The organism is Halomonas salipaludis (assembly GCF_002286975.1).
In the GTDB taxonomy this organism is placed as follows: domain Bacteria; phylum Pseudomonadota; class Gammaproteobacteria; order Pseudomonadales; family Halomonadaceae; genus Franzmannia; species Franzmannia salipaludis.
This window is the reverse complement of sequence record NZ_NSKB01000005.1, coordinates 138585-155938: the sequence shown is the minus strand read 5'-3', so window position 1 is coordinate 155938 and position 17354 is coordinate 138585. Positions and strand designations below refer to the sequence as shown.

Genomic DNA, 17354 nt, shown 5'->3' with positions numbered 1-17354 from the left:
CCCACTCCCCCGAATGGGCATAAAAAAGGCGGGGCCGACTGGCGCCCCGCCTGACACGATGCCGAAAGCACTACGCTGACGGCACTAAGTAGAAAGCCCTGAGCCGATCAAGCCTGACCCTTGATCGCCGCCAGCCCGGGGTAGGCGGCCTTGTCGCCCAACTGCTGCTCGATCACCAGCAGGCGGTTGTACTTGGCGACGCGATCCGAGCGGCACAGCGAGCCGGTCTTGATCTGGCCCGCCGAGGTGGCCACTGCCAGGTCGGCAATGGTGGTATCTTCGGTCTCCCCGGAGCGGTGCGAAATCACCGCGGTAAAACCAGCGTCCTGGGCCATCTTAATGGCATCCAGGGTCTCGGAGAGCGAGCCGATCTGGTTGAACTTGATCAGGATCGAGTTACCGATCTGCTCGTCGATGCCGCGCTTGAGAATCTTGGTGTTGGTGACGAACAGGTCGTCACCGACCAGCTGCACCTTGTCGCCGAGCTTGTCGGTCAGGGTCTTCCAGCCGGCCCAGTCGGACTCGTCCAGGCCATCCTCGATGGAGACGATGGGGTACTGGTCGCACAGCTCGGCCAGGTAGTCGACGAAGCCCGCGGCGTCGAACGACTTGCCCTCACCGGCGAGGGTGTACTGGCCATCCTGGTAGAACTCCGAGGCGGCGCAGTCCAGCGCCAGGGTGACGTCGCGGCCCAGCTGGTAGCCGGCGTCTTCGACGGCTTGCTTGATCACCGCCAGCGCCTCGGCGTTGGAGGCCAGGTTGGGAGCGAAGCCGCCCTCATCGCCCACCGCCGTGGACAGGCCCTTGGCCGACAGCACCTTCTTCAGGGCATGGAAGATCTCGGCGCCGACGCGCAGCGCCTCGCGGAAGTTGGGCGCGCCCACCGGCTGCACCATGAACTCCTGGATATCGACGTTGTTGTCGGCATGCTCGCCGCCGTTGAGGATGTTCATCATCGGCACTGGCATGCTGAACTGGCCTGGCTGGCCATACAGCGCGGCGATGTGCTCATAGAGCTCGACGCCCTTGGTGGCCGCCGCCGCCTTGGCCGCCGCCAGCGACACGGCGAGGATGGCGTTGGCGCCCAAGGTAGCCTTGTTGTCGGTGCCGTCCAGCGCCAGCATGGCGTCGTCCAGGGCGCGCTGGTCGGCAACGCTCATGCCCAGCAGGCGCTCGCGGATCGGCCCGTTGACCGCCTCGACGGCCTTGAGCACACCCTTGCCCAGGTAGCGAGACTTGTCGCCGTCGCGTAGCTCCAGCGCTTCACGCGAGCCGGTCGAGGCGCCGCTGGGGGCACACGCCACGCCCTTGGCGCCACTTTCCAGCACCACTTCGGCCTGCACGGTGGGGTTGCCACGCGAGTCGAGCACCTCGAGGGCGCGAACGTCGGCAATCTTGCTCATGATGTATTCCTTTAATGAGTCAGCGTTGATCTAGGGAAACACTGCACAAATGTCTGCGCGGGCGAATCACTGCGTTGCGCGGTGCTCAAAATCCTCACCTATACCACATAGGCTCCGGTTTCTGTGCGCCGTGCGCCTTGTGCTTCATCCCGCTCGCCGATTTGTTCAGCACTTCCTAGCTTGAGAGAGGGTCACGGCTCCGCTCAAGAAATCGTCAGCGGCGCAAAGCCCTTGACCAGCTCGTCGAGCGCTTTGAGCTGGGCAAGGAAGGGCTCGAGCTGGTCGAGTGGCAGCGCACAAGGACCGTCGCACTTGGCGTTGTCCGGGTCCGGATGCGCCTCCAGGAACAGCCCGGCCAGCCCCACGGCAACGCCGGCCCGAGCCAGTTCGGCAACCTGGGCACGGCGGCCATCGGCGCTGTCGGCACGCCCCCCCGGGCGCTGCAGCGCATGGGTCACATCGAAGAACAGCGGATAGCCGGTCTGCTTCATTTCGCCGAAGCCGAGCATATCCACCACCAGGTTATTGTAACCAAAGCTCGAACCGCGCTCGCAGAGGATCAGCCGGTCGTTGCCGGCCTCTTCGCACTTGCGGATGATGTGGCGCATCTCGTGAGGCGCCAGGAACTGCGGCTTCTTGATATTGATCACCGCCCCGGTCTCGGCCATGGCCACCACCAGGTCGGTCTGGCGCGCCAGGAAGGCCGGCAGTTGGATGATATCGGCGACCTCGGCGGCCGGCTGGGCCTGCCACGGCTCATGCACGTCGGTGATCACCGGCACCGCGTAGCGCGACTTGACCTCGGCGAGGATCGCCAGGCCTCTGTCGAGGCCGGGCCCGCGGTAGGAGTGGATCGAGCTGCGGTTGGCCTTGTCGAAGCTGGCCTTGAACACGTAGGGCATGCCCAGCTTGGTGGTTGCCTCGACGTAGGCCGCGGCCACCTCGAGTGCCATGTCGCGGGACTCGAGGACGTTCATGCCGCCGAACAGCCCCAGCGGTAGGGCGTTGCCGGCCTGCAGGCCGGCGAACTCGATGATGCGTTGCGGTGACGACATGTTCGCTCCTGGGGCTCAGCCCTGCGGTTGGGCCTGGGAATGCTGACGCGCGCGGACGTTCTTGTGCTCCAGCGCGGCGTTGACGAAGCCGGAGAACAGCGGATGGCCGTCGCGCGGCGTCGAGGTGAACTCGGGGTGGAACTGGCAGGCCACGTACCAGGGGTGATCGGGCAGCTCGACCATCTCCACCAGCGACTGGTCGACGCTCTTGCCGGAGACCACCAGGCCAGCCTTCTCGAGCTCCTCGATGAACTGATTGTTGACCTCGAAGCGGTGGCGGTGGCGCTCGACGATCTCGTCGTTGCCGTAGGCCTCGCGGGCCTTGCTGCCGGCCTTGAGATGACATATCTGGCCACCCAGGCGCATGGTGCCGCCGAGATCGGAGGCGGCGTCACGCAACTCGATCTTGCCTTCGGGGCTCAGCCATTCAGTGATCAGGCCCACCACCGGGTGCTGGGTGTCGTGGGTGAACTCGGTGGAGTTGGCGTCGTTCCAACCCGCCACGTGGCGCGCGAACTCGATCACCGCGACCTGCATGCCGAGGCAGATACCCAGGTAGGGGATGCCGTTCTCGCGGGCGTAGCGGGCGGTGATGATCTTGCCCTCGACGCCGCGCTCGCCGAAGCCGCCGGGCACCAGGATGGCGTCCTTGCCGGCCAGACGGTCGGTGCCGTGGCGCTCGATGTCCTCGGAGTCGACATAGTCGACGTTGACCTTGACCCGCCCCTGGATGCCGGCGTGGATCAACGCCTCGTTGAGCGACTTGTAGGCGTCGAGCAGCTCCATGTACTTGCCGACCATGGCGATATTGACCGACTTGAGCGGATTGAGCTTGGCGTCGAGCACCCGCACCCACTCATGCAGGTCGGCATCGCTGGCTTCCAGGCGCAGCTTGTCGCAGACGATCTCGTCGAGGCCGTGCTCGTGGAGCATCAGCGGGATGCGGTAGATGGTGTCAGCGTCCTGCAGCGGCACCACGGCGCGCTCTTCGACGTTGGTGAACAGTGCGATCTTGCGCCGTTCGCTGGCCTCGAGCTCGACTTCGCTGCGGCAGATCAGGATATCCGGCTGAATACCGATGGAGCGCAGCTCCTTGACGCTGTGTTGGGTCGGCTTGGTCTTGGTCTCGCCGGCGGTCTTGATATAGGGCACCAGCGTCAGGTGCATAAAGATCGCGCGGTTGGCGCCGAGCTCGCTTCTGATCTGGCGGATCGATTCGAGGAACGGCAGCGACTCGATGTCGCCCACGGTGCCGCCGATCTCGACCAGCGCCACGTCGAAGCCCTCGCCGCCTTCGTAGACGCGGCGCTTGATCTCGTCGGTGATATGCGGGATCACCTGCACGGTGCCGCCCAGGTAGTCGCCGCGGCGCTCCTTACGCAGCACGTGTTCGTAGACGCGGCCGGTGGTGAAGTTGTTGCCCTGGGTCATCTTGGTGCGGATGAAGCGTTCGTAGTGGCCCAGGTCGAGGTCGGTCTCGGCGCCATCTTCGGTGACGAACACCTCGCCGTGCTGGAAGGGGCTCATGGTGCCGGGATCGACGTTGATGTACGGATCCAGCTTGAGCATGGTGACCTTGAGGCCGCGCGCCTCGAGGATCGCCGCCAGCGAAGCCGACGCGATGCCCTTGCCGAGAGAGGACACAACGCCGCCGGTCACGAAGATATATCGTGTCATGGAAAACCTGTCGAAACGTGATCAGAAGGCGCCGCAGGAAACCGCGCCAGGATGGGACGACAGAGTAGCAGATTCAGCGAATCGGCTCAATTTTGGCGAGGCTAACGGCGTGGCATCAATAGACCGGTGCATCCGGCGCCTCCTGAAGGCGAGACACGTGACCCCAAGGGCGAAACCCTGGCCATTCACTGGCGGCTACGCGTCGGGGCAAACCGGGGTCCCTCCCGCTTGCCCCTCGATCGACATCCATGTCGATCGCCGCGTGCCGCTGCGCTACTGGCCAGCGCCCTTGGGAAGTCACGCCGCTGCGCCTCCAGGAGGCTTGGGTCGCGGAATTCCACGCCCAACCTAGCGGCGCTGGGGGCAGGCATGAGCGAAGCTCATTCTTCAGGGATGAAGAATGGAGCGCCCATGGACGGGTTTACAGCGTCTTCGCGAGAGCCTGCCGCCAGATCAGCCGCGGTGGTAAGGCGAGCCCGTACCTGGTGCGCGCAGCTTCCCGGAGGCAGGCCTTACACCCCCAGATAATCGAGGATACCCTCGGCGGCCTGGCGGCCCTCGTAGACGGCCGTCACCACCAGGTCGGAGCCACGCACCATGTCGCCACCGGCAAAGATCTTCTCATTGCTGGTCTGGAAGGCGAATGCCGCCTCCTCGCTGGTCTTGATGCGGCCGCGCTCGTCTACCGCAATGCTGTTCGGCGCCAGCCAATCGATATCAGTGGGCTGGAAACCGAAGGCGATGACCACCGCATCGGCGGGCAGGATCTCCTCCGAGCCCGGCACCACCTCGGGGCGTTGGCGGCCATTCTCGTCCGGCTCGCCGAGCCGCGTGCGCACCACCTTGACGCCCTCGACCTGCTCCTCGCCAACCACCGCCACCGGCTGACGGTTGAACAGGAAGTCGACGCCCTCCTCGCGGGCATTCTTCACCTCGCGCTTGGAGCCAGGCATGTTGTCCTCGTCGCGGCGGTAGGCGCAGGTCACGCTGGCCGCCCCCTGGCGAATCGCGGTGCGGTTGCAGTCCATGGCGGTATCGCCGCCGCCCAGCACCACCACCCGCTGACCTTCCAGCGACACATAGTCGGCCGGGTCCTTCTCGAAGCCCAGGCAATGGTTGACGTTGGCAATCAGGTAGTCGAGGGCCTTGTGCACGCCGGGCAGATCCTCACCCGGGAAGCCACCCTGCATGTACTTGTAGGTGCCCATGCCCATGAATACCGCATCGTACTCCTCGAGCAGCGCCTCAATGGTCACGTCGCTGCCGATGTCGGTATTCAGGCGGAACTCAATGCCCATCTCCTCGAACACCGCGCGGCGCCGCTCCATGACGTGCTTCTCGAGCTTGAACTCGGGAATCCCGAAGGTCAGCAGGCCGCCGATCTCCGGATAGCGGTCGTAGACAATCGGCTTGACGCCGCTGCGCGCCAGGATATCGGCACAGCCGAGCCCGGCCGGGCCGGCGCCGATCACCGCCACTCTTTTGTCGGTCCAGGTTACACCGGACATATCCGGCCGCCAGCCCATGGCGAAGGCGGTGTCGGTGATGTACTTCTCCACCGAGCCGATGGTCACCGCGCCGAAGCCGTCGTTGAGGGTGCAGTCGCCCTCGCACAGGCGGTCCTGGGGGCAGACCCGGCCGCACACCTCAGGCAGCGAGTTGGTCTGGTGCGACAGCTCCGCCGCCTCCAGGATGTTGCCCTCGCTGACCAGCTTCAGCCAGTTGGGAATATAGTTGTGGACCGGGCACTTCCACTCGCAGTAGGGGTTGCCGCAGTGCAGGCAGCGGTGCGCCTGGCTGGCCGCCTCCTGGGGCCTGTACGGCTCGTAGATCTCGGCGAATTCCTTGGCCCGGGTACGCGCCTCTTTCTTCTGCGGGTCCTGGCGACCCACATCGATGAACTGAAAGTCGTTGCTCAGACGGTTTGCCATGGTCGTCTCTCCTCGAAGTCTGGAACGTCGGGCTTACTCGGGCCGCCGGCGGGATTCAGCGAGCAGGCCATTGAGGCTTGCCGCCTTGGGCTTGACCAGCCAGAAGTGGCGGATGAAGTCGCTGAAGTCCTCGAGGATCGCGTGGCCGCGGGCCGAATCGGTGGCCGCGACATACTCCTCGATGACTTCCCGCAGGTGACGCCGGTAGGCCTCCATGGCCTCGGTGTTGATCCGATGAATCTCGACCAGCTCGTGGTTGTACTTGTCGACGAAGGTGCGGTCCTCGTCGAGCACGTAGGCGAAGCCGCCGGTCATGCCGGCACCGAAGTTGACGCCGGTCTCGCCGAGCACCGCGACCAGGCCGCCGGTCATGTATTCGCAGCAGTGGTCACCGGCACCCTCGATGACCGCACGGGCGCCGGAGTTGCGCACCGCGAAGCGCTCGCCGGCCTGGCCGGCGGCGAACAGCTTGCCGCCAGTGGCACCATACAGGCAGGTGTTGCCGACGATCGCTGTCTTGTGGCTCTCGAAGGTGCTGGCACGCGGCGGCACAATGGTGATCGAGCCACCGTTCATGCCCTTGCCGACGTAGTCGTTGGCGTCGCCCTCGAGGTGCAGGTGCAGGCCGCGGGCGTTCCACACCCCGAAGCTCTGCCCAGCCACGCCGATGAAGCGCGCGGTGATCGGCGCCTCCTCTAGCCCCTCTTCGCCGTAGCGCTTGGCGATGGCACCCGAGGTCAGCGCCGCCACGCTGCGGTCGCAGTTGGTGATGGTAAACGAGAACTCACCGCCGGACCTGGCCTCGATGGCATCGCTCAGCGCATCGAGCACTTCGCGGTTCTTGGCGCCCGGGTCGTGGGGTACGTTGCGCTCCACCTGGCAGAACTGCGGGGCGTCCGCCGGCACGTGGTCGTTCTCCAGCAGCGGCGTCAGGTCGAGCCGGCGCTGGGCGTTGGTCTGTCCCTCGATCACCTCGAGCAGGTCGGTGCGGCCGATCAGGTCGGTGAGCTTGCGCACGCCGAGCAGCGCCATCAGCTCGCGCACTTCCTCGGCGATGAAGCGGAAGTAGTGCTTGACCATGTCGACGGTGCCGCGGAAGTGCTCGTCGCGCAGGTACTGGTGCTGGGTGGCGACGCCGGTGGCGCAGTTGTTGAGGTGGCAGATGCGCAGGTACTTGCAGCCCAGCGCGACCATCGGCGCGGTGCCGAAGCCGAAGCTCTCGGCGCCGAGAATCGCCGCCTTGACCACGTCGAGACCGGTCTTCAGGCCACCGTCGGTCTGCAGGCGGATCTTGTCGCGCAGGCCGTTGATGCGCAGCGCCTGGTGCACCTCGGGCAGGCCCAGCTCCCAGGGGCTGCCGGCGTGCTTGATCGAGGTCAGCGGGCTGGCCGCGGTGCCGCCGTCGTAGCCCGACACGGTGATCAGGTCGGCGTAGGCCTTGGCCACGCCGGTGGCAATGGTGCCGATCCCCGGCTCGGAGACCAGCTTGACCGAGACCTGGGCGTCCGGATTGACCTGCTTGAGGTCGAAGATCAGCTGCGCCAGGTCCTCGATGGAGTAGATATCGTGGTGCGGCGGCGGCGAAATCAGCGTCACGCCGGGTACCGAGTAGCGCAGCCGCGCGATCAGCTCGTTGACCTTGCCGCCGGGCAGCTGGCCGCCCTCGCCGGGCTTGGCGCCCTGGGCGACCTTGATCTGCAGCACCTCGGCGTTGACCAGGTAGGCCGGGGTGACGCCGAAGCGCCCGGAGGCGATCTGCTTGATCTTGGAGCTGCGAATGGTGCCGTAGCGGGCCGGATCCTCGCCGCCCTCGCCGGAGTTGGAGCGCCCGCCGGCCTCATTCATGGCCTGGGCCAGCGCCTCGTGGGCCTCCGGCGACAGCGCGCCCAGCGACATGCCGGCGCTATCGAAGCGCGGCAGCATGCTCTCTACCGGCTCCACCTCATCCAGCGGCAGCGGCTCGGCGGCCGGCTTGAGAGCCAGCAGGTCGCGAATGGTCGCCACCGGGCGCTCGTTGACCAGCCGCGCGAATTTCTTCCACTTCTGGTAGTCGCCCTGCTGCACCGCCTCCTGCAGCGTCATCACCACGTCGGGATTGTAGGCGTGGTACTCCTTGCCGTGGACGTACTTGACCAGGCCACCCTGGCTGATGCCCTTGCGCGGCAGCCAGGCATCGCGGGCCTGCAGCGACTGCTGCATCTGGATCTCGGCGAAGCCGGCACCCTCGATGCGCGAAGCCATGCCGGTGAAGCACATTTCCATCACCTCGGAGTGTAGCCCCACCGCCTCGAACAGCTGCGAGCCGCGGTAGGAGGCCAGGGTCGAGATGCCCATCTTGGAGAGGATCTTGTAGAGCCCTTTCTGCATGCCCTTGCGGTAGTTCTCGCGGGCATCCGCCGGGTTGCCGGTAAGCTCGCCGGTGCGGTGCATATCGGCCAGCACCTGGTAGGCCAGATAGGGATAGACCGCAGTGGCGCCGACGCCGAACAGCACCGCCATCTGGTGGGCGTCGCGGGCGTAACCGGTCTCGACCACGATATTGACCCGCGGACGCAGCGCCAGGCGACCCAGATGGTGGTGGATGGCACCGGTAGCGAGTGCCGCATGAATCGGCAGCTGGCCCTTCCCGAGGCCGGCATCGCTCAGCACCAGGATCACCTTGCCATCCTTCGCCGCCGCCTCGGCAGCCTGGCACAGCGCCAGCAGCGCCTGCTTGAGGCCCTGCCGCTCGGGGTCGTAGGCCAGCGACAGCGTGTGGCTGGCGAAGGCGGGATCCTCGTTATTGACCAGGGCAGTGAACTTGCGCGGCGAGAGGATCGGCGTGGTCAGGATGATGCGGTGGGCGTGATCCGGCGTCGCTTCGAAGACGTTGAGCTCGGCGCCGATGCAAGTCTCCAGCGACATCACGATCGCTTCGCGCAGCGGGTCGATGGGCGGATTGGTGACCTGGGCGAACTTCTGGCGGAAGTGGTCGGTGAGCACCCGATTCTGGCGCGACAGCACCGCCATCGGCGTATCGTCGCCCATCGAGCCCACCGCCTCCTGGCCGCTCTCGGCCAGCGGCCGCAGCAGCTGGTCACGCTCCTCGAAGCTGATCTGGAACATCTTCTGGTAGACATTCAGCTCGTTGGTGTCCATCGGCTGGAAGCGCGCCAGCTCGGTGAGCGCCGACTCCAGATAGTGGGCGCGATCCTTCAGCCAGCGCTTGTAGGGGAAGGCCGACTTGAGGCGCTGGTCGATGTCCTGGGTGTGCAGTACCTCGCCAGTCTCGGTGTCGATACCCAGCACCTGACCGGGCCCCACGCGGCCCTTGGCGACCACGTCCTCGGGGGCGTAGTCGTAGGTGCCGATCTCCGAGGCCAGGGTGATGAAGCCATTCTTGGTGATCACCCAGCGCGCCGGGCGCAGGCCGTTGCGGTCGAGCATGCACACCGCGTGGCGGCCGTCGGTCATGACCATGCCGGCGGGGCCGTCCCACGGCTCCATATGCATGGAGTTGTACTCATAGAAGGCGCGCAGGTCGCCGTCCATGGTCTCGACGTTCTGCCAAGCCGGCGGCACCATCATGCGGATGGCGTTGTAGATATCCATGCCGCCGGTCATCAGCACCTCGAGCATGTTGTCCATGCTCGAGGAGTCGGAGCCCACGGTGTTGACGATCTCGTCGAGCTCGGCGATGTCGGGCAGCAGCTCGCTGACGAAATTCTCCTTGCGCGAGTTGGCCCAGCCGCGGTTGGCCTCGATGGTATTGATCTCGCCATTGTGGGCCAGGAAACGAAACGGCTGGGCCAGCGGCCAGCGCGGCGCGGTATTGGTAGAAAAGCGCTGGTGGAAGACGCAGATGGCGGTCTCCAGGCGCTGGTCGCCGAGGTCATGATAGAAGGTCGGCAGGTCGACGGGCATCATCAGGCCCTTGTAGGAGACCACCTTGGCCGACAGCGAGCAGATATAGAAGTCTTGTTCGTCGCGCAGGCGCTGCTCGGCGCGGCGACGCGCCATGAACAGGTCCACCGCCAGCTGGGCATCGAGGCGCTCGTCGGGAGCCTCGACGAACAGCTGACGGATACGCGGCAGGCAGTCGAGCGCCATCGGCCCACACACGCTGGCGTCGGTGGGTACCTCACGCCAGCCGTGCACGGTGAGGTTGCGGGCGGCCAGCTCGGCCTCCAGCACCTCACGGGCATGGGCTTCGCGGGCGTCGTCGTCGGGCAGGAACAGGCTGCCCACGGCGAAGCTACGCCCCAGCTCGACGCCCAGCGACTCCCTCGCCACGGCACGCATGAAGTCGCTGGGCATCTTGAGCAGCAAGCCACAGCCGTCGCCGGTCTTGCCGTCGGCGGCGATGCCGCCGCGGTGGGTCATGCAGGTCAGCGACTCGATGGCGGTCTTGAGCAGCGCATGGCTGGCCTGGCCCTCCATGTGCGCGATCAGGCCGAAGCCGCAGTTGTCCCGGAACTCACCCGGCTGATGAAGACCCTGTCTCATGGGCGTGCCTCACTGAAATCGATGTCTTGTATCCAGAAGCGCTCAGTGCTATATTTTAATGTTTTATTTTATTTACATTACCGTTGAGCGGTCGTTGTCTGGCGTGAAAAAGGCCGTACAGCATAGCCAGCTACCCTGTGACACGCAATTCCCCGCCTCGTCTCCGACCTGAAAAATCGCCAGAAATCGGCTAGTTAGCGCACCATTCAATAAAAAACACGTGGCAGGTCAATGACTTGTACCCTCACTCCGCCCGGCCCATCATCGTTAGACTTTGGTCTTAATCTTACGTCAAAGGCCATGCGAGTTGTGCATAAGGCATGCGAATTCATAGCACAGCACCACCCTCTGCTCCGAGCGGGCAACAGCAAAAACGGCGCCTGCTGAGCGCAGGCGCCGTGATCTTGTTGCAGCGCAGGGTAAAAGCAGCGAAATCAGCTGCGCGGATAGTCGCGCAGCAGTGCCTCGAGCAGCGACGGCGGGGTCTGGTCGTCCAAGCAGGCATCGCCCAGCCCACGCAGCAGGATCAAGCGCAACCTGGCATCAATGTTCTTCTTGTCGAGGCGCATGCGGCTCAGGAAGTCATCGACGCCCATGGCCGCCGGAGCCGCCTCGGGCAGGCCGGCGGCAGCGACGATGCGCCGGCTGCGGGCAACATCCGCCTCGCTCAGCCAGCCCAGCCGCCGCGACAGCTCGGCGGCCATCAGCATGCCGGTGCCAACGGCTTCGCCGTGCAGCCAGTTGCCGTAGCCCTGATGCGCCTCGATGGCATGGCCGAAGGTGTGGCCGAGATTGAGCAGCGCGCGCACGCCCTGCTCGGTCTCGTCGGCGGCGACGATCTCGGCCTTGAGGGCACAGCTGCGGCGGATCGCCTCGCGCAGCGCCGCCTGGTCCAGCGCGCGCAGCGCCGCCATGTTGGCCTCCAGCCAGGCCAGGAAGTCGGCATCGCGGATCAATCCGTACTTGATCACTTCGGCGAGCCCCGCCGACAGCTCGCGGGGTGGCAGCGTGACCAGAGTGTCGGTATCGATCAGCACCGCGCGGGGCTGCCAGAAGGCGCCGATCATGTTCTTGCCCAGCGGGTGGTTGACGCCGGTCTTGCCGCCCACCGAGGAGTCGACCTGAGAGAGCAGCGTGGTGGGCACCTGGAGGAAGGCCACCCCGCGCTGATAGCCGGCCGCAGCGAAGCCGACCATGTCGCCGATCACCCCGCCGCCCAGCGCGACCAGGGTGCAGCGGCGATTGAAGCCGGCTTCGAGCAGGGCATCCCAAATGCGGCTGACATGCTCGAGGGTCTTGGTGGCTTCGCCATCGGGCAGTACCAGCTCGCGCACCTCCAGGTCGGCGGGCAGGCCGGCCTTGAAGCGCTCGAGGTAGTGCGGTGCCACCACCTCGTTGGTGACCACCATGACCTGGCGCCCGGCCAGGTAGGGCGTTAGCCACTGGGGCCCGCCGAGCAGGCCGGCGCCGATATGAATGGGGTAGCTGCGCTCGCCGAGTTCGACATTGAGCGTCACCGGTGACGGTGTGTGTGGAGTCATGTCAGGCCTTGCATTGCAGTGGATCGACGAGGCGCGTCACGCGGCGCACGATTTCGCTGACCACCGAGCGCGGACCGCGGCGATCGGTGCGCACGATCAGGTCGGCAGTGGCGCGGTAGAGCGGATCGCGCTTGGCAAACATGCCGCGCAGGATCTCTTCGGGGTTGCCGTTCTGTAGCAGTGGTCGATTGCGATCCTTGGCGGTGCGCCGCAGCTGCTGCTCGACGGTGGTGTAGAGATAGATTACCGTGCCGCGCTCGCGCAGCGCCCGGCGGTTGCTCTCGCGCATCACCGCACCGCCGCCGGTGGCCACCACCACGCCGTGGCGCTGGGTTAGCTCATCGATCATGGCCTCCTCGCGCTCGCGAAACCCCGCCTCGCCCTCGATTTCGAAGATCCACGGAATATCCGCGCCGCAGCGACCCTGGATCTCGTGGTCGCTATCGAAGAAGTCGCGCGACAGCTCGGCCGCCAACAGGCGGCCGATGGTGCTCTTGCCGGCCCCCATGGGGCCGATCAAAAAAAGGTTGGGTAAATCCTGCATCAGCGAATTGCCAGTCCGTCCTCGATGATTCTCGGGGTGATGAATACCAGCAACTCTACCTTTTCGCTCGAGTCTTGGGTATAGCGGAACAGATTGCCGATCAGCGGCAGGTCGCCGAAGAAGGGCGTCTTGAACAGGCTGCGGATCTGCTCGGTGGTGAGAATACCGCCCAGTACCACGGTCTCGCCGTTATTGACCAACACCTGGGTCTCGATCTGATTGGTATTGATCGCGGGCGCTCCCTCGAAGCTTTGCTCGGATACCGTATCATTATTGATCACCAGGTCCATGATGATGCGGTTGTCCGGGGTAATCTGCGGGGTGACCTCCAGCGACAGCACCGCCTCCTTGAACTCGGTGCTGGTGGCACCACTGGAGGTGGCCTCCTGATAGGGTATCTCGGTGCCCTGCTTGATCACCGCGGTGCGCCGGTTGGCGGTAATCACCCGCGGCTGGGAGATGGTCTGGCTCTTGCCTTCGCTCTCCAGGGCGCGCAGTTCGAGGTCGAGCAGGATATCCCCCGACAGATAGCCGAAGGCGAAGGTGGTCGACGGGTTGGTAGCGCTGCCCATATCCACCGCCAGGCCAGCCGATGCACGACTCGCACCGCCCGGATTGCGATCAACAACGCTGCCAATGCCGCTATCGTCAAAGACGACTCCCTGTCGCTGCGACAACCCCCAGCGCACGCCAAGCTCGCGGGTGGCGCTGTCGCGGGCGATCACGATACGCGCTTCGATCTGCACCTGGCGCACCGCCACGTCGAGTTGGTCCAGGGTACGCAGGATGCTCTGGATCTGGCCGGCGGTATCCTGGATCAGCAGGGTATTGGTGCGCTGGTCGACGCTGACCCGGCCGCGCTCGGTAAGCAGCCCGAAACCACCCTCGCCGCGCAGCAGGGCGGCCAGGTCCGAGGCCCGCGCATAGCGCACCTGGAGCATCTCGGTGGTCAGCGGCGAGAGGGTCTCCAGCTGCTCGCGGGACTCGAGCTCCTGGCGCTCGATATTGGCCAGCTCCGAGGCCGGCGCGACGACGATCACGTTGCCCTCCTGACGACTGGCCAGGCCGTGGCTCTTGAGCACCAGGTCGAGCGCCTGGTCCCAGGGCACGTCCTCGAGATTAAGGGTCACGTTGCCGGTAACGCTGTCGCTGGCGACCAGGTTGAGGCCGGTAAAGTCGGCGATGATCGCCAGCACCGAGCGCACCTCGATATCCTGGAAGTTGAGGGTAATGCGCTCGCCGGTATAGGCGAGGCGCTCGCGTTCGCGGGTCACGCGCTCGGCCTGGGACAGCGGCTGAATCTCGATCACCAGCTGGCGGCCGCTGTGGATCGAGAGCATGGCATAGTCGCCGCTGGCCTCGAGCTCGAGGGTCACCCCGTCGCTCCCCGGCTGGGGGCTGATGCGCCGCAGCGGGGTGCCGAAGTCGGTCACGTCGAGCACCTGATCGAGCTCTGCCGGCAGCGCCACCCGGCGCAGCTCGGCGATAACCCGGCTGCCACTCTCGCGGACGCGGGAGTCGACGCCCGAGCGGTCGAAGGTAACGATCAGCCGGCCGGCGCCGTCGCCGCCGCGGCGGAAGTCGATCTCCTCGATACGCGGCTCGCGGCTTACCGGTGCTGCGGCGGGCTGCGCACCAGCCGGTTCGGCCTGTGGTGGCGCCGCCTGCTGGGCGCCGTCCGCCGCCTGGCGATAGGTAAGGTCGTCGAGTGTCGACGCCGCCAGCGTCGGCAGGCTCAGCAACACCATGGCGAGGGCTGCGGTCAGACGCCTGATAGTTGCCATTATACTATTCCCCTGCACCACGCCGCCGACCCTCCCGGCTTAGCGGCATATCCTGTTCGCCCTAGTTGGGCAGCGTCATTTCTCGCGTTCTCCCGACCCAGGCGTCGCGCTCGCGCACGGTCTCCACCAGCACGATCGACGCTCCGGTAATGCTCACGATGCGGCCATCATCGGCCCCCAGGTAGTTGCCGACCCGCAGCCGATGCACCTGCCCTTGCGGCGCACGCAGCAGCGCCGAGGGCTGGGCATTGACGGTCAGGGTGCCGACCAGTTCGAGCTCGCTCAGCGCGTAGCGCTCTAGCGGTTCGCGGGGCCGCTCGGGATCCGGCGCGCGCTCGCCCTGCGGCGCGGCGGCGTCTTCCGGCAGGCGCGCCAGGAACGGGCTGCGTGCATTGGCCTGCTCATAGCCCGGCGCGCGGTAGCGCGGCACCTCGGGCAGTGGCTCGACCGAGAGCTCGCCGGGATCACGCTTGAGGGCCTCGAGCTCGCGATCGAGACCGGCCAGGTCGGGGTCGGCACAGCCGACCAGCAGCAGGCTCACCGCCACGGCGAACGTCGACGATTTCATGGCGCCTCCTCGACATCGCTGCGGTAGCTGTAGGTGCGCGCCAGCATCGACAGGCGCAGCTGACCGTCGCCCTCCACCGGCTCCAGGCTGAAGTCATGCTGGGTGACGATGCGTGGCAGGCCGGCCACCCCGGCCAGGAAAGCGGCAATGCGGTGATAGTCGCCCTGTACCTGGATGTCGAACGGCTGCTCGACGTAGAACTCGCGCTGCTCCGGAGTGCGCAGCCGGATGAAGTCGATCGACAGCTGGTTGTCGATGGCCGTTTCGCTAATATTGTCGATCAGCGAGGGAATCTCGGCATCGCTGGGCAACATCCCGAGCAGCGCGTCGAGACGCTCTTCCAGCTCATCCGACTGGGCGCGCATCGCCGGCAGGTTGGCCGCCTGCATCGCCTTGCTTTGGTAGTCGCGCAGCAGGCTCTGCTCCTGGCGCTGGGCCGCGGCCAGCTCCTCGGCCTTGGGCGCCGCCAGGTACCAGTGCATACCAGCGAAGGTCAGCCCCAGCGTTAGTAGGCAGCAGACCAGCTGCAGCGACCAGGGCCAGCTGCCCGACTCCTTGATATCCAGCTCGCGCCACTCCAGCTCGCGCAGCCGCCGCCACTCCCCCGCCAGGCTCATGACGACACCTCCTCGGCACCCGGCTCAGGCGCCGTGTCATCGTGCTGCTCAGCGCCTTCGGACATCCGCTGGTTGACGCTCAGGCTGAAACGACGCCGCGCCGCACCGTCCTCCGACTCGACCTCGGAGAGCACCGGCACATCGAGCGCGCTGGCCGCCGCCAAGGCACGCAGCTGGTCGAACACCTGGCGGTTGCTGTCGGCCAGGCCGCGCAAGTGCAGCGAATCGCCCTGCCGCGACAGGCGCGTATAGTGCACGCCCTCCTCGAGACTCTCGACCAGTTGATTGAAGACGTGCACGGTCTGCGGCCGCCCTACCCGCAGGCGGCCGAAGACCTCGATCTGCTCGAGCATCTGCGCCCGCGCCGCCTCGTATTCGCTGAGCGAGCGGATATCGCGCTCGAGCTGCGCGGCCTGGGCCTCCACGTGAGCGTTGCGCTGCTGCTGCACCTCGAGCCGCTGCTGATAGAAGAAGGTCATGCTGGCCCCGCTGCCCAGGCCAATCGCCGCGACCAGTATCAACGCCGCGTGGAAGCGTCGGCTACGCCGTTCGCGTGCGCGGTCGCGCCACGCTAGCAGATTGATCTCAATGGTCATCGACGCGCCCTCATGGCCAGACCACAGGCGGTGAGCATGGCCGGTGCCTCCCCGGCCAGGGTGTGAAGATCGATGCGCGAGTTGATCTTCATGCGCAGAAAGGGGTTGGCGATGGCCACCTCCATGCCACTGCCCTGGGCCAGCCGCTCGCTGAGCCCCGGCACCACGCTGGAGCCACCGGCGACCATCAGGCGCTTTACCTCGAGCTGGCGACCCGCGGTGTAGTAGAGCTGCAGCGAGCGACCGATCTGCTGGACCAGCGCATCGAGAAACGGCTCCAACACCTCGCGAGAATAATCGTCGGGGAGGCCACCGCGCTTCTTGGCCAGGCCGGCCTCCTCGAGGCTCAGAGCGTAGCGGCTACAGATCTCCTCGGTGAGCTGGCGGCCGCCGAATACGGTATCGCGGCTGTAGATCACGCGCCCCTGGCGCAGCACGTGAAACGAGTTCATGGTCGCGCCGATATCGACCAGTGCCACGCAATCATCCTCCGCCGCCTGCGGCGGCTGCAACTGATGACGCAACTCGCCGAAGATGCGCTCCATGGCGAAGGTCTCGACGTCTAGCGCATCGGGCTCAAGCCCCGCCTGTAGCAACGCCTCGGTCAACTGGCTGACATCCTGCTGGCGGCAGGCGACCAACAGCACGTCCTGCTGGCCGTCGTAGCGCGCATTCGGCCCCAGGCGCTGAAAATCGAAGGCCACTTCAGCGAACGGAAACGGAATATGCTTGTCTGACTCGAGCTGAATGCGCGCCTCGATCTCATCATCGTTGAGCGAAGCGGGAAACGTCAGCGTCTTGGTGATCGCCGCGCCGGCGGGCACCGCGACGCAGGCACGGCGAGTATGCAGTTGCGCCTGTTCGACCGCGGCTCGTAGTGCCGTGACGACATCCTGCATATGGCGGATTCGCCGCTCCACCACAGCACCCTCGCGTAGTGGATGCATCGCATAGCTATCGACCTGGTAATGGCCGGGCCTAGACTTGAGCTCGAGCAACTTGACCGTCGTCGAACCGATGTCTATCCCAACCAGTGCCTTGCCAGGACGTCTAAGTCGCGCCACGCACTTCTCCACGCTTGAGGGTAACGAGCCACTAACAGGATTATCGGCAATGACAGATGGCGCCTTGAGCTGAAAATTGCTGTATATGC

General features: G+C 65.8%; 12 protein-coding genes. All 12 read right to left on the bottom strand.

Annotated elements, in window-relative coordinates; all coding sequences use genetic code 11:
• Window positions 1–107 precede the first annotated feature (107 nt).
• Window positions 108–1403, bottom strand: coding sequence for a phosphopyruvate hydratase (gene eno, locus CK498_RS13855; protein ID WP_095621464.1), 1296 nt, complete (start codon window positions 1401–1403; stop codon window positions 108–110).
• A 203-nt stretch (window positions 1404–1606) separates the two neighbouring features.
• The gene (gene kdsA, locus CK498_RS13850; protein WP_095621463.1) at window positions 1607–2458 is read right to left on the bottom strand and encodes a 3-deoxy-8-phosphooctulonate synthase; all 852 of its coding nucleotides are present in this window, start codon (window positions 2456–2458) and stop codon (window positions 1607–1609) included.
• A 15-nt stretch (window positions 2459–2473) separates the two neighbouring features.
• Window positions 2474–4135 (bottom strand): CTP synthase, encoded by a 1662-nt coding sequence (locus tag CK498_RS13845; RefSeq protein ID WP_095621462.1) that lies wholly within the window; start codon window positions 4133–4135, stop codon window positions 2474–2476.
• Window positions 4136–4647: 512 nt separating this feature from the next.
• On the bottom strand, window positions 4648–6066 hold the full coding sequence (locus CK498_RS13840) for an FAD-dependent oxidoreductase (protein ID WP_095621461.1): 1419 nt from the start codon (window positions 6064–6066) through the stop codon (window positions 4648–4650).
• A gap of 33 nt (window positions 6067–6099) precedes the next feature.
• Window positions 6100–10551 carry a glutamate synthase large subunit gene (gene gltB, locus CK498_RS13835; protein WP_095621460.1) on the bottom strand — a complete coding sequence of 1484 codons (4452 nt, stop codon included), beginning with the start codon at window positions 10549–10551 and terminating at the stop codon, window positions 6100–6102.
• Window positions 10552–10985: 434 nt separating this feature from the next.
• Complete coding sequence (gene aroB, locus CK498_RS13830; RefSeq protein WP_095621459.1) at window positions 10986–12092, bottom strand: 3-dehydroquinate synthase; 1107 nt, start codon at window positions 12090–12092, stop codon at window positions 10986–10988.
• A 1-nt stretch (window position 12093) separates the two neighbouring features.
• Window positions 12094–12636, bottom strand: a complete 543-nt coding sequence (gene aroK, locus CK498_RS13825; RefSeq protein WP_095621458.1) for a shikimate kinase AroK — start codon at window positions 12634–12636, stop codon at window positions 12094–12096.
• The gene (locus CK498_RS13820) at window positions 12636–14420 is read right to left on the bottom strand and encodes a type IV pilus secretin PilQ (protein ID WP_095621457.1); all 1785 of its coding nucleotides are present in this window, start codon (window positions 14418–14420) and stop codon (window positions 12636–12638) included. The genes aroK and CK498_RS13820 overlap by 1 nt, the downstream gene beginning before the upstream one ends.
• Before the next feature lie 61 nt (window positions 14421–14481).
• The gene (locus CK498_RS13815) at window positions 14482–14988 is read right to left on the bottom strand and encodes a pilus assembly protein PilP (RefSeq protein WP_095621456.1); all 507 of its coding nucleotides are present in this window, start codon (window positions 14986–14988) and stop codon (window positions 14482–14484) included.
• Window positions 14985–15605, bottom strand: a complete 621-nt coding sequence (locus CK498_RS13810; RefSeq protein WP_095621455.1) for a type IV pilus inner membrane component PilO — start codon at window positions 15603–15605, stop codon at window positions 14985–14987. Before CK498_RS13810 ends, CK498_RS13815 begins: the two co-directional genes overlap by 4 nt.
• Window positions 15602–16201 carry a PilN domain-containing protein gene (locus CK498_RS13805; protein ID WP_095621454.1) on the bottom strand — a complete coding sequence of 200 codons (600 nt, stop codon included), beginning with the start codon at window positions 16199–16201 and terminating at the stop codon, window positions 15602–15604. The genes CK498_RS13810 and CK498_RS13805 overlap by 4 nt, the downstream gene beginning before the upstream one ends.
• Entirely contained in the window at window positions 16198–17265 is a 1068-nt protein-coding gene (gene pilM, locus CK498_RS13800) for a type IV pilus assembly protein PilM (protein ID WP_217987776.1), read from the bottom strand. The genes CK498_RS13805 and pilM overlap by 4 nt, the downstream gene beginning before the upstream one ends.
• Window positions 17266–17354: the final 89 nt, after the last annotated feature.

Coding starts and splice junctions, on each gene's coding strand:
- CK498_RS13820 (WP_095621457.1), bottom strand. CDS start 14,420: ATGGCAACTATCAGGCGTCTGACCGCAGCCCTCGCCATGGTGTTGCTG.
- eno (WP_095621464.1), bottom strand. CDS start 1,403: ATGAGCAAGATTGCCGACGTTCGCGCCCTCGAGGTGCTCGACTCGCGT.
- CK498_RS13845 (WP_095621462.1), bottom strand. CDS start 4,135: ATGACACGATATATCTTCGTGACCGGCGGCGTTGTGTCCTCTCTCGGC.
- CK498_RS13815 (WP_095621456.1), bottom strand. CDS start 14,988: ATGAAATCGTCGACGTTCGCCGTGGCGGTGAGCCTGCTGCTGGTCGGC.
- aroK (WP_095621458.1), bottom strand. CDS start 12,636: ATGCAGGATTTACCCAACCTTTTTTTGATCGGCCCCATGGGGGCCGGC.
- CK498_RS13805 (WP_095621454.1), bottom strand. CDS start 16,201: ATGACCATTGAGATCAATCTGCTAGCGTGGCGCGACCGCGCACGCGAA.
- aroB (WP_095621459.1), bottom strand. CDS start 12,092: ATGACTCCACACACACCGTCACCGGTGACGCTCAATGTCGAACTCGGC.
- kdsA (WP_095621463.1), bottom strand. CDS start 2,458: ATGTCGTCACCGCAACGCATCATCGAGTTCGCCGGCCTGCAGGCCGGC.
- CK498_RS13840 (WP_095621461.1), bottom strand. CDS start 6,066: ATGGCAAACCGTCTGAGCAACGACTTTCAGTTCATCGATGTGGGTCGC.
- gltB (WP_095621460.1), bottom strand. CDS start 10,551: ATGAGACAGGGTCTTCATCAGCCGGGTGAGTTCCGGGACAACTGCGGC.
- CK498_RS13810 (WP_095621455.1), bottom strand. CDS start 15,605: ATGAGCCTGGCGGGGGAGTGGCGGCGGCTGCGCGAGCTGGAGTGGCGC.